Annotated in this window: 7 protein-coding genes; 3 read left to right on the plus strand and 4 right to left on the minus strand. The window is 70.0% G+C overall.

Annotated features, from left to right (window positions below; genetic code table 11):
- Positions 1-310: 310 nt before the first annotated feature.
- The 4 genes from VGP60_RS33105 to VGP60_RS33120 all read right to left on the minus strand — a co-directional run bounded on the left by VGP60_RS33105 (position 311) and on the right by VGP60_RS33120 (position 3,878).
- A complete protein-coding gene (locus VGP60_RS33105) occupies positions 311-733 on the minus strand; it encodes an SgcJ/EcaC family oxidoreductase (RefSeq protein WP_327552103.1) in 423 nt (140 codons plus the stop codon).
- 89 nt (positions 734-822) lie between these two features.
- The gene (aroF, locus tag VGP60_RS33110) at positions 823-1,941 is read right to left on the minus strand and encodes a 3-deoxy-7-phosphoheptulonate synthase (protein WP_327552104.1); all 1,119 of its coding nucleotides are present in this window, start codon (positions 1,939-1,941) and stop codon (positions 823-825) included.
- A 108-nt stretch (positions 1,942-2,049) separates the two neighbouring features.
- Positions 2,050-2,535: a pyridoxamine 5'-phosphate oxidase family protein gene (locus VGP60_RS33115; RefSeq protein ID WP_327552105.1), complete on the minus strand. Its 486-nt coding sequence runs from the start codon at positions 2,533-2,535 to the stop codon at positions 2,050-2,052.
- A 20-nt stretch (positions 2,536-2,555) separates the two neighbouring features.
- Positions 2,556-3,878 (minus strand): MFS transporter, encoded by a 1,323-nt coding sequence (locus VGP60_RS33120; RefSeq protein WP_327552106.1) that lies wholly within the window; start codon positions 3,876-3,878, stop codon positions 2,556-2,558.
- 200 nt (positions 3,879-4,078) lie between these two features.
- Between VGP60_RS33120 and VGP60_RS33125 the strand changes: the two genes are divergently transcribed.
- From VGP60_RS33125 to VGP60_RS33135, 3 genes are all read left to right on the plus strand, one after another.
- Entirely contained in the window at positions 4,079-6,748 is a 2,670-nt protein-coding gene (locus tag VGP60_RS33125) for an amino acid adenylation domain-containing protein (RefSeq protein WP_327552107.1), read from the plus strand.
- A complete protein-coding gene (locus VGP60_RS33130; protein WP_327552108.1) occupies positions 6,745-9,915 on the plus strand; it encodes an amino acid adenylation domain-containing protein in 3,171 nt (1,056 codons plus the stop codon). The genes VGP60_RS33125 and VGP60_RS33130 overlap by 4 nt, the downstream gene beginning before the upstream one ends.
- Positions 9,912-13,515: amino acid adenylation domain-containing protein (locus VGP60_RS33135; protein WP_327552109.1), on the plus strand; the 3,604-nt coding region annotated here is incomplete at its 3' end. The genes VGP60_RS33130 and VGP60_RS33135, both read left to right, overlap by 4 nt.

The raw sequence follows: 13,515 nt of genomic DNA on the forward strand, positions 1-13,515 counted from the left end.
GGGTCATTCGGAGCAATCCGAGGATTTCACGTCCGGCAAACGGGTGGTTTTCCCGGCCGGAAAGCGTTACCGGCCAAGGAAGGTGATCACGTCGAGCGGTACGGCGTGTTCCCGTCGACCATTCGCCGGACGCGACTCCCCGAACCCTTATCCGGTTAATCGCCGCCGATTCGCGAAAACATTCACGGGCGGGCAGAACAAAGGGTTACCGTTTCGTCTCCGGACAGCCGTGAAGGCTATCCCGGCGGGCTCTCTTTTCCCCGGGATGACCTTCACGACCTGGATCCTCTTGTACCGCCCTGTTCGCCGGTCAGGCGGCCTTGAGCGGGGTGTTCTGGTAAGCGGTGAGCAACCATTCGCCGTCCTGCTTGGCGAGCAGCCAGGACGCCCTGACGGCCCGCTCCGGTGCGACCTCGGTCTCGCCAGGGGCCAGGACACCGCCCTTGGTGATCAGCAGGACGGTTGTCGGGCCGAGGATCTTGATCGCGACCGGTTCGCCGAACACCCGCGTTCCCCGGTACGGCCCGGCGTACCCGGCGGCCATGAACTCGCGGATGTGCTCCCGGCCCGTCACGAAGACGTCGCCGGGCAGGATCATGGAGCCGTCGGCGGTGAAGACCTTCGCGAAGGCTTCGGCGTCGTTCTCGGCCCACGCGGCGACAATGCGTTGCGGCACCGCGCGGACAGCGGCTTCGTCCTCGGTCAGCGTCGCCGATCCGTTGGTACTGGGCATGTTCGATCCTCTCTCGTCGGTCTCGTTCCTATGTTCGTCGGCGCGCGGGCCCACCGGCGTCTCCCGCTTTGCGAGCCTCGGCACGCGCGTCAGGCGGCGGTTTCCCGCCAGGACGGCGGTTTGCGGCCCATGAAGGCGGTCAGGTTCTCGATCGTGCGGCCCAGTTCGGCCATGTCGCCCGCGACGAGGGCCTGCGGCCCGTCGCACAGCGCGACGTCCGGCTCCGGGTGGACGTCGATGATCACCCCGTCGGCCCCGGCGACCACCGCGGCCCGGGTCAGCGGGAGGACCAGGTCACGCCGGCCCCCGGAGTGGGACGGGTCGACGATGACCGGGAGGTGCGACAGTGCCTGCACCACCGGGACCGCGGAGATGTCCAGGGTGTTGCGGGTGGCGGTCTCGAAGGTGCGGATGCCGCGCTCGCACAGCACGATGTCGAGATTCCCGCGCTGGGCGATGTATTCGGCCGCCATCAGCCACTCCTCGATGGTGGCGTTCATCCCGCGTTTGAGCATCACCGGTTTGCCGGCGGACCCGACGGCCTGCAGGAGCGGGAAGTTGTGCATGTTGCGGGTGCCGATCTGGAGCATGTCGGCGTGCTCGACGACCACGTCGATGTCGACCGTGCTGACCACCTCGGTGACGATCGGCAACCCGGTCTCCGCACGGACGTCCGAGAGGATCCGCAGTCCGCGCTCCCCGAGCCCCTGGAAGGCGTACGGGGAGGTGCGCGGTTTGAACGCGCCGCCGCGGAGCAGCGTGGCACCCGCGGACTGGGCCATCCTGGCGGCCGCGAGGGTCTGGTCCGGAGTCTCGACCGCGCACGGCCCGGCGATCAGCGTCACCGTGTCCGGCCCGATCGGCACGCCGCAGACCTCCACGATCGACCGGTGCGGGTACTGCTCGCGGCTGACGAGCTTGTACTTCGCCGAAATCCGCGTGAGCTGGGCGACGCCTGCCATCCCGGCCAGGTTCAGGGTGGCGAACTGGTCGATGTCGCCGACGAGCCCGATGATCACCCGGTTGATCCCCCGGCTGACGAAGGCCTCACCGCCAGCCTTGTGCACCCGATCCGCCACCGCCTGGATCTCCGCCGGGGAAGCGCTCTTGGCCATCACGATCACCATCGGCCTGCCGTCCTTTCTGCTGCCGGACGTGGATCCGGGGGCGCCGGTGACCCGGCCGTCCCCGGAACGGGAAGTCTTCACTCCAGCTTCGGGTTCGCGGACCTCTCCCCACGTCTCCAAAATTGCAGAGCTGCCGATTCACCTCGCAGGCGAGACCCGGGCACTTCGGCGAAAAAGCGCCTCCCCGCCCTACAGGATCACGGCGGTTCGGTGATCCAGTGCCCGGCCGTGCACCGGGTGGCCCGCGGGATCGGTGGTGAACTGCTCGACCGCGACGGCCCGGTACAACCGGTGCAGTGCGGGAGCTTCGACGTCTTCGCGGGTCAGCTCGCCCACGCCGCGCACGGCCGCGGGTCCATTGTAGATCTCGATCCCCCGGTCGAGTTCGTCGCCGGAAAGCTCTTCGCCGACAGCCGAAACGTAGACGGCACGGCCCTGGTAGACCGGCGCCCCGGAGTCGAACACCACCAGGCTCAACTGTGGCCGCACCGCGAGGTTGAGCGAATGCCGGGCCTCCGGAGCGGACGCCCAGTAGAACTCCTTGTAGCCGTCGCAGACGAAGTAGACCGGCGAAGTCCACGGCACGCCGGCTTCGTCGGCGGTGCCCAGAGTCAGGTAGACGTTGCCGTCGATGGTCGCCCTGGCGAGGTCACCGAGTTCCTGCTCGCGTCCCATTGGTATCTCCCTTTTCGTGTTCACGCGGCCTTGGTCAGAGGGGCGGGCTCCGCCACCAGCTCGAGCTTCGCGTCGAGGCTGTCCCGGTGACGCAGGGCCCAGCGGCTGGTGATCATCAGACCCGTGCCGCTGAGGAGGAAGACACCGGCGAGCAGCAGCCAGCCGCCGGTTCCCCAGCCGACCAGCAACGCCGTCAGCAGGCCGGGGGCGAGCATCATCGCGGCGCCCTCCCCGGCGTTGAACATCCCCTGGTACTCCCCGTGGGCGTCCTCGGGGGTCAGCCCGACCGACAGACCATAACCACTGCCGAGGAAGAACAGCTCCCCGGCCGTGTGCACCGCGACCGCGGCGAAGAGGATCACCAGCACCGCGGCACCGGATCCGCCGTCGCTGGTCGCGAACACGACGCACGCGAGCGCGAGCGCGATCCCGGCCAGCATGCCGAGCCGCCCGGCACCGGCCACCGTCGCCCCGGCCCTGGTGACCCGGCTCAGCAGCAGCACGATCATGATGCCGTTGAAGATCAGCAATGCCGCCATCACCCAGGGTTTCGCCTGGGTGTGCGTGGTGATCCACAGCGGGAGCCCCGAGTCGAGCACGCCCCAGTTCAGCGCCACCATCCCGTTGAGCAGGGTGAGCACGAGGAACGGCCGGTCCTTCAACACGAGGACCTTGCGCTTGACCTTGCGCTCGCGCAGGGACCGCACATGCGGCACGCGGATCAGCAGCAGCGCGAAGAAGACGTTCGCCGCGCCGCAGAACATGATCAGCCCGAGATAGGCGGGCGCGTTGTCGGCGAACAGCACGACACCACCGATAAGCGCGCCGGCCACCGCGCCGACTTCCTTGATGACGTGACAGTTCGAAATGGTCGACAGCCGGTTTTCGTTGGTGGTCAGTCCGGAGATGACGGCGATCCGGATGCCGGGCGCGGACCGTTCCGCGGTCACCACCACACAGGTCACCACCATGACCGTCCAGAACTCGGTGGCGAAGAAGAAGGTCAGGGTCGCGAGCCCCTGGACGGCCGACAGTCCGATGAGGACTTCGCGTGGGCCCAGCCTGTCCGCGAGGTAACCGAACGGCGTTCCCGCGATCATGCCGACGACTCCGGCCGCGGTGACACCGATGCCGAACTCGGCCGCGGAAAGGCCGACCGAGCGGATGAAGAAAAGCGCCCAGCAGGTGTACCACGCGCCCCGGCCGACGGAGAGCACCAAAGTGGCGAAGTAGATCCGCCCGATCGGCGGACCCCACCAGGCCGCGGTGCTCCAGTCCGGTCTGCGCGGTATCCGGCGCGACCGTTCGGCGGCCGGAGTTCCGTGGTGCTTGCGTGAGCCCAATACGCCCCTTCCACCGAGTGTCCCGTAGCCGCGCGACAGCGGCGAACCGCCTCCAGTGTCACCGTTTCCCGTCCTGGGTGGATCTTCCAGAGTGCGGTCCTGTCGTACGTCCCATCAGGACGGAGCGCACACCAGGAGACGACCCCGCCGGGGGAATCCGGGCAGATTTGGGAGCCGTATCGAGAACCGAAGGAGCACGAGTGAACGGACAGTGGGCACCCCGGACGCGGCCGGTGCACCGGGCGGTGGAGCGGTGGGCGGCCGACACGCCGGACGCGCCGGCCATCTCCTGCGCCGGGGCCACGCTCGGTTACCGCGAACTGGACGAGCGGGCGAACCGGCTCGCGCGCCACCTGCGCGCGCTGGGTGTCTCCACCGACGCCGTGGTCGCCATCCATCTCGAGCGCGGCCTCGACCACTACGTCGCGCTGCTGGCGGTCTTCAAGGCCGGTGGCGCCGCGCTTCCGCTGGACACCACCTATCCCACCGCCCGGCTGCGGTACATGCTCGACGACAGTGGTGCCCGGGTGCTGGTGACCCGCGAGGCGCTGCTGGGCGAGATCCCGCCGGAAGCGGCGTGCGCGGTCGTCCGGGTGGACACCGACGCGGAGGCCATCGCGGCCCGGTCCGCCATCGCCCCGGCGGTGGCGGTGACCGCCGACGACCTCGCTTACGTGCTCTACACCTCGGCCTCCACCGGGCCGCCCAAAGGCGTGCTGCTCGAACACGGCGGGATCACGAACCTGTGCGAACAGCATGTCGCCGCGCTGGAGCTGACTCGCGAAGACCGCGGCTCACTCGCCGCGCCGTTGAGCTTCGACGCGTCGATCCTCGATCTGTGGCCGATGCTCGTCACCGGGGCGCACGGCGTGGCCGTGCCCGACGAAGACCGGACCGATCCGGCCGCACTGGTGCGGACCCTGCGGGAAATCCGGGTGAGCGTCTGTTTCTTGACGACCGCGCTCGCGGAGCTCCTCCTTGCCCAGCCCGGCCTGGACACGCTTTCCCTGCGCTACCTCGTGACCGGCGGCGAAGCACTGCGGCGACGTCCGGCCGCGGGGCTGCCGTTCCGGCTGGTCAACATCTACGGCCCCACCGAAACCACGGTGTACGCCACCTCCGCCGTCGTCGCCGAGGAAGGCGCGGCGGACGGGCCGATCCCGATCGGCCGTCCCCTCAGCGGTGTAGAGGTCCGGCTGCTCGACACCCACGGCAACGCGGTGGCGCCGGGCGAACCCGGCGAGATCGTCGTGGCGGGCGCGGGCGTCGGCCGGGGCTATCTCGGCAACCCCGACCTGACGGCACAACGCTTCAAGACCGACACCGATGGCACCCGGAGCTACCACACCGGCGACCTCGCGCGGCGCCTCGAAGACGGCACCCTGGAATTCCTGGGCAGGCTCGACCGGCAGGTCAAGGTCCGCGGGCACCGCATCGAGCCGGACGAGATCGAGCGGATCCTGTTGCGGCATCCCGCGATCCGGCAGGCCGCGGTCGTGGCCGTCCGGCCGGCACCCGACGTCGTCCAGCTGGTCGCCTACGTCGACGCGGACCCCGCGTGGGTCCCGGACGAACGCCCGCCGGCGGATCCGGAGCCCCGGCCCGCGGGGTTCGACGTCGCGACCGTGGCCAGGATCGGTTCACTGGCCCCGAAAACCCTGCTGGAATGCGGACAGGGTGTGGAAGGGCTCGGCCGGGTCTGCGGCTCGCACATCCGCGTGGAGACCCCCGCCGACCTCGCCGCGTTCGCCGACAGACGGTTCGACGCCGTCCTCGTCGACGCCCCGACCCCCCGCCTCTCCTCGCTCGACGAGCTCTCCGCCGTCATCTCCCACGCGGTCGCACTGACCGCCGACGGCGGCGCGGTCGTGGTCAGTGGGGTGCCTTCACTTCCCTTGCTGGCCGCCGCTTACCGCGCCGACGAGAACGCGCCGGAACACTTGCGCGCCATCGAACTCGACTGGCGGGTCCGTGCGAAACTGTCCGCCGACACCGAACTCGCGGTGAGCCCGGCCGCGTTCGCGCGAGACGCCGAACGAGTCGGTTCGGTGGACGTCGTCCCCCGGTACGAACGCCGGGGTGTCCCCCGCTACGACGTCGTCATCAGGGTCGGCGCGGCTCCGGCGGCCACCGAGGTGACCTGGCTCGACTGGACCGCCGAGCGGCTGGACCTGGTCCGGATCAGACAGCTGCTGCGCTCCGGCGAGCCACCGGCACTCGGGGTCCGCGGCATTCCCCGAGCGGCGACAACGGCCGATCTGGTCGCCCTCACCATCGACGTGCCCTACCGCGTCCGTACCAGCTGGGCCGCGGCGCGGCCGGACGGTGCGATAGATGCCGTGTGGCTGCACGAATCCGTACCCGATCCCGCCGGGATCCGCTGGCCGGACGCCGAGTCCGGCCCGCTCGCGAACACCCCGCGCCGGACCCCCGGCCCAGTCTTGGCCGACGCCCTGCGGGACGCGCTGGCGGGCCGGTTCGTAGTACATGAGCAGCCCGACGTCTTCGTGGTGCTCGACGGGCTGCCGCTCACGCCGGTGGGCAAGGTCGACCGGGCCGCGCTGCCGCTGCCCCACTGGCTGGCCGGGCCGGGCACCGCGGGCGACACGCCACGGACCACAACCGAGGAAACCGTTGCGGCACTTGCCGCGGAGGTGCTCGGGCACGGGGCGATCGGGCGTGACACCGACCTCGTCGCGTCCGGCGCGCATTCACTGTCCATGGCCCAGCTCGCCGGCCGCCTCGCCGCCCGCTTCGGGCTGGAGACCTCCGTGCGCCGCCTGCTCGCGGCTCCCACGGTCGCGGCCATCGCCGCCGAGGTCGACGCGCGGGTCACCACCGAACCACCCCGCCGACAAGAGGTCGCATGATGGCGCACTCCTCCAGCATCCGGCCCCGCGGCCCGCGCACCGAGGAGGCGCCGCTGTCGTTCGCCCAGCAGCGTCTGTGGTTCCTGCACGAGCTGGACCCGGGCAACGCCGGGTACAACATCCCGTCCGCGCACCGGATCCGCGGTCCGCTCGACGTCGATCTCCTGCGGCGGGCACTCGACGAAATCGTCCGGCGGCACCAGGTTCTCCGATCCACTTTGGACGAAGACGGCGGCGGACGGCCGGTCCAGCGGGTACGGCCGCCGGAGCCGGTCAAGCTCCCGGTCACCACCGTCGAACGGGTCGAGGACGTAGCCACGCTGGCCAGGGAACTGGTCCTCAAGCCGTTCGATCTCCGTCGGGACCCGATGCTGCGTGCCGACCTGTTCGCGCTCGGCCCGGACGATCACGTGCTGCTCCTGTGCCTGCACCACGTCGTCGCCGACCAGTGGACGCTCTCCCTGGTGCTGCACGAACTTTCCGAGCTGTACACCGCGTTCCTGCTCGACCTGCCCTCCCCTCTCGCCGAACCGCCGATCCAGTACGCCGACTTCGCGACCTGGCAACGCGAAGGAGCCGACGGTGACGCCCTCGAGGCCAAGCTCCTCCACTGGCGCGGGCGGCTGGCCTCCCTCGAACCGCTCGAGCTCCGGACCGACCACCCGCGACCGGCCGTGCCCAACGGCGGCGGCGCGCGCCGCCGGGCCGTGGTTCCCCCCGGGGTACTGGGCAACCTGCGCGAACTCGCCGCCGACCGCGACGTCACACTGTTCGTGGTGGTCGAGGCGGCGCTGTCGACGCTGTTGGCTCGCTACACCGGCCAGTCCGACATCGCGATCGGCGCGGCCATCGCCAGCCGCGATCGGCCCGAACTCGAACGGCTCGTAGGGTTCTTCGTCAACACCGTGGTGCTGCGCAACGACCTTTCGGGCGATCCGGCGTTCACCGAACTGCTCGGCCGGGTGCGGGAAACCGTCCTCGACGCCCACGAAAACCAGGACGTGCCGTTCGAGCGACTGGTGGAGGTCCTCGAACCGGATCGGGATCTCAGCAGGCCACCGTTGGTCAACGTCGTACTGTCCTTTTTGAACACTCCCGCCGACCGGGTGCGGATCCCGGGTTCGACGCTGTCCGAGTTCGTCTTCGACCCCGGAGTGGTCAAGTTCGAGCTCGACGTGATGGTGCTCGAAACCGACGACGGCCTCGTCGTGGACATCGACTATCGCCGCGACCTCTTCGACGCGGCGACCATCCAGCGGCTGCTCGGGCATTTCGTCCGGCTGCTGACCACGGTCGCCGAAAACCCCGGCTCACCGCTGTCCTCGATCGAGTTGCTGGCTCCCGAAGACGAACAGCGGGTACTCGCCTGGGGCAACGCGACGACGTCCCTGGCACCGGAGCCGCGCGGCCTGTCCGAGTTGTTCACCGAGCAGGTGGCGCTGCGACCGGACGCCCCCGCGCTGCGGGAGGATGACCGGGTTCTCACCTACCGCGAACTCGACGAGCGCGCGGATCGTTTCGCCGGCGCACTACGGTCTGTCGCAAGCGGCCAGTCCCCTTGTGTCGGCGTCTGCCTCGACCGCTCGATCGACCAGGTCGTCGCGTTGCTGGCGGTACTGCGAGCCGGCGGGCACTATCTGCCCCTCGATCCCGGCTATCCCGGCGAGCGGCTGCGGTACATGCTCGAGGACGCGGGCGCTGAGCTGGTCGTGACCTCTCAAGCGAAAGCGGACGGTTGGGCCGTACCGACACTGCTCGTCGACGGCGAACTCCCCGCGCCGGCCGCCGTTCTCCCAGCGGCATTGTCCGGCCCGGAAGACCTCGCTTACGTGATGTACACCTCGGGCTCCACCGGGCGGCCCAAGGGTGTCCGGGTGCCGCACCGGGCGGTGGCCCGGCTCGTGCGCGACACCGACTACGTCCGGATCGGCGAGACGGACCGCGTCGCGCACGCCAGCAGCATCTCGTTCGACGCCGCGACCTTCGAGATCTGGGGTGCGCTGCTCAACGGCGCCGAGCTGGTGATCCTCCCCCGGGAGACCATTGTGGAGCCCGCGGCGTTCGCGCGGAGCCTGCGCGGACACGCGATCACCGTGCTGTGGATGACCTCCTCGCTGTTCAACCACACCGTGCGCGAGGTGCCCGACGCCGTCGCCGGGGTCGGCACAGTCCTCATCGGCGGAGAAGCACTCGACGTCGACACGGTCCGGACCGTCCTGCGCGACGGCGCACCGGGAAGACTCCTCAACGGCTACGGCCCCACCGAAAATACCACGTTCACCACGACCCACCACATCGCCGAACTGGCCGACAACGCGGTCTCCGTACCCATCGGCAAGCCGATCCGGGGCACCCGCTGTTACGTTCTTGACGACAAGCTCGCCCTCGTACCGCCTGGGGCGCCGGGAGAACTGTGCGTCGCGGGTCTCGGCTTGGCACACGGATACCTCGGCGACCCGGCGTTGATGACCGGCCGGTTCGTCACCGATCCGTTCGGCACCACCGAGGAGCTGCTCTACCGCACCGGCGACGTCGTGCGGTGGCGGAACGACGGTGTGCTGGAGTTCCTGGGCAGACGCGACGACCAGGTCAAGATCCGCGGCTACCGGATCGAACTCGGGGAGATCGAAGAACGGGTGAAAACCTGTGCCGGAGTGGGTTCCGCGGTCGTCCTCGTGAGCGGCGGCGATACACCGCGGTTGATCGCCTACGTGGTCCCCGGGGAATCCGCGGAACTGTCCACAGTAGACCTGCAGAACGAACTCACCGCCGCGCTACCCGGCTACATGGTCCCCAGCGGCTTTGTCGTCCTCGACGAATTCCCTTTGACCGTCAACGGGAAACTCGACCGGGCGAACCTGGCCCGGCTGGACGTCACCACCGTGGACACCGGCTTCATCGCCCCCCGCACCGAGACCGAAGCCACCGTCTGCGCTGTCCTGCGAGAGCTGCTCGGGGTGGACCGGGTCGGTGCCACCGATCACTTCTTCCAGCTCGGCGGTAATTCCCTGCTGGCCACCCGCGCGGTGAGCAGGCTGCGTACCGCACTGGGTGTCCGCGTGAGTGTGCGCACCCTGTTCGACAACCCGACCGTCGAGGGCTTCGCGGCGGCCGTGGCCGGACTCGGGGAATCCCGCGACCGTATCCGACCGGAGGGAACTTCATGAACAGCCCGGCAGTCCCGCAGGCACGCGACCGCGTGACTCCGGCGGCCAGCATCCAGGAGCGGATGTGGTTCGCCGAACGGATGGAACCCGGCACCGGGCTCTACAACGTGCCATTCGCGTGGCGGGTCCGGGGGACGCTCTCGCCCGAAGCGCTCCAGCAGGCGCTGACGCTGGTGATCGAGCGGCACGAGATCCTGCGCACCTCGTTCGCTGAACACGACGGACGGCTGCGCCAGCTCGTCGCTGAGCCGTGGACCCCCGTCCTCGAACGCGTCGACCTGCGAGGGACCGCGGCGGACCAGGAGCTGGAGTCGTGGCTGCGCGACTTCGCCCGGCGGCCGTTCGCGATGGACGGGGACAGACTGCTCCGCGTCGGCCTCGTCGAGCTCGACGGCGGACGTCAGGTGCTCGCGTTGTGCGCCCACCATCTCGTCTGGGACGCCGCGTCGACGCCGTTGTTCCTCCGCGAACTCCGGAGCTGCTACGAAACAGTCGGCCCCGGCGGCTTCCCGGCGGAGGACGTCCCCGGCGACTTCGACGGTCTGACCGAGTCGCCCACCGAAGCCCCGGCGGTCCTGCCTGTGCTGTTCGACCGGCAGGCGAACCGGCTTCCCGGCAAGACGGCCGTGGTCTTCGAGGACACCGCACTGTCCTATCGCGACCTCGACCGCCGATCCTCGGCGGTGGCGGCCTACCTCGCCGACCGTGGGATCGGGCGCGGCGACCTCGTCGGCGTCTGCCTCGACCGGTCCGCGGACCTCGTCGTCGCGCTGCTCGGTGTCCTGAAGTCGGGCGCCGCGTACGTCCCGCTGGACCCGATCTACCCGCGTGACCGGATCTCCGGGATGCTCGAAGACGCACAGGTCGGTCTCGTCCTCACCCAGGAACGGCTCGAACCGCTGGCGGGCTCGGCGATCCCGGTCTGTCTCGACCGGGACTGGCCACGGATCGAAGCCGCCGGGTACGCCGAAGCCGCACCGGTCACCGGGGACGATCTCGCCTACGTGATCTACACCTCCGGCTCGACCGGCCGCCCCAAGGGTGTCCGTGTCACGCACCACGGCCTCGGCAACCTGCTGGGCTCGATGGCCCACCGGCCCGGTTTCGGCGAACACGACACCATGCTCGCCGTCACCACGGTCTGCTTCGACATCGCCGCGCTCGAGCTGTACCTGCCGCTGATCACCGGTGGCACCGTCGAAGTCGCGCCGAACTCGGTCGCTTCCGACGGCGAACAGCTCAAGCGCCACCTCGGCCGGACCCGGCCCTCGCATCTGCAGGCGACCCCGGCGACCTGGCGGCTGCTCGTCGCGGCCGGGTGGACCGGTGACCAGTGGCTCACCGTGTTCTGCGGCGGCGAAGCGCTGTCGCGGGAGCTGGCGGACGAACTGCTGGACCGGTCCGCGGCGGTCTGGAACCTGTACGGCCCCACCGAAACCACCATCTGGTCCACGGTGAGCCGGGTCGGCCGCGGCGGTCCCGTCACCATCGGCCGGGCCATCGCCAATACCGACCTGTACCTGCTCGACGACGCGTTGCGGCCGGTGCCCGCCGGTGAGGTGGGCGAGTTGTGGATCGGCGGTGACGGTGTCGCCGACGGTTACCTCCGGCGACCGGAGCTGACCGGGGAACGGTTCCGCCCCAGTCCTTTCCGGCCGTCGCCCGCCATGCTCTACCGCACCGGCGACCTGGTGCGGGAGCTGCCGGACGGCCGGCTGCTGTACGTCAACCGGGCGGACAACCAGATCAAACTGCACGGCTACCGGATCGAGCCGGGTGAGATCGAATCGTGCCTGCGCGCGCACGGCTCGATCACCGAAGCCGCCGTGCTGCTGGAGAACGACCGCCTCGCCGCGTACCTCCAGTGCGCCGGGCCGCCGCCCTCCCCGGCGGAGCTGCGCGCCCGGCTCGGCGGCACCTTGCCCGACTACATGATCCCGTCGGTGTTTCACGCCGTGGACGAGTTCCCCTTGACCGACAACGGGAAACTGGACCGGAAAGCGGTACGCGGTCTGGGTACCCGGCTCGCCACGGGCACCGGCCGGGCTCCGTCGACGCCGACCGCGCGAGTGGTCGCCGCCGCCTTCGCGCAGGTGCTCGAAGTGTCCGAACCGGACGCCGACGACTCCTTCTTCGAACTCGGCGGGCACTCCCTGCTGGCGGCCCGGCTGGTGACCGAACTCGGCGCGCGCCTCGGCGTCCGGCTGTCCCTGCGCGACCTGTTCGAACACCCCGGCGTGCAGGATCTCGCCGATCATCTCGACACCTTGGCGCCGCAACGGCAAAACCCGGAAGAGTCCACAGAGGACGCTCCCGGCGAGCCGGCGTCGAGCATGCAGGAACAGATGTGGCTGGCCGAGCAGCGGCACCCCGACGAGCCGTCGTACAACGTGCCGTTGTCGTGGCGGGTCACCGGCACCCTCGACGCCGGCGCGCTGCGCACGGCGTTCGGCACGCTCATCGAGCGTCACGAAATCCTGCGAACGGCGTTCGTCGAGCACGCCGGACGCCTCCGGCAGGTCGTGCGCCCGGGTTGGCTGCCCGAAATCGAGCACACCGACCTGAGCGCGGTGGCCGGCCACGAGGCCGCGATCGGCGCGCTGGTCGACGCCGAAGCCGGTACCGCCTTCGATCTCGGTTCAGGACGTCCGCTTCGGGTGCGCCTGGTGGACCGCGGTGCCGACCGGTTGCTGATGGTCTGCCTGCACCACATGGTCTTCGACGCCCAGTCGATCCCGGCGTTCCTGCGCGACCTCGGCAACGCCTACACACGTGCCCTCGGCCGCCCGGCACCCGAGCTGCCGCCGGTCGTGCAGTTCGGGGAAGTCGCGCGGTGGCAACGAGAACACCTCGCGGGCGAAGACGGCCAGTACAGCCTCGACCACTGGCTCGACCACCTCACCGCCGCGCCCGAATCCCTCCGGCTGGGCGCCCCGCCCCGGCAACCCGAACCCCACGGCGCGGTACGGATCCCGTTCGGCGAGGACTTCGCCGAGACCTCGGCGCCGCTGCAGGCCGAGCATCGCACGTCCTGGTTCGTGATCGCGCTGGCCGCGGTCACCGCGTGGCTGCATCGGTGGTCCGGTTCGGACGACGTCACCTTCGGGCTGCCACTGGGCAACCGCGAAACCGAACAGGCCGCCGACGTGGTGGGCCCGTGCCTGAACACCGTGGTGCTGCGGGCGCGCTGCAAACGCGAGATGACCTTCGCGGACCTGCTGACCGAGATGCGGGAGTCCTTTCTCGACGCGCTGGAGCACCAAGCGGTACCGCTTCCCGAGGTGCTCGAACGACTCGCCCCTCGCCGCCACAGCGGTGGCAGCCCGTACCTCGACGTCGGGGTCAACATGGTGACGAACTCCGGCGAGGCGACGGTTTTCGGGGACGCCGTGCTCACCGCGGTCCCGTTCGACCGGTGGCAGCACGAGACGAAGTTCGGCCTCACCGTCACCTTCCTCGACGACGGCGGCAAGCTCGGCGCGGTGCTGTCCTACCGCGGGGACCGGCACACGGCGGTGGAGGCCACCGAACTGGCCCACGGGCTCGGCGCGCTGCTCGACGACGTCATGGCGGCGACCTCCCGGGCGTTGGCACAGGACT

The sequence above is a fragment of the Amycolatopsis sp. genome (assembly GCF_036008905.1).
Classification (GTDB): domain Bacteria; phylum Actinomycetota; class Actinomycetes; order Mycobacteriales; family Pseudonocardiaceae; genus Amycolatopsis.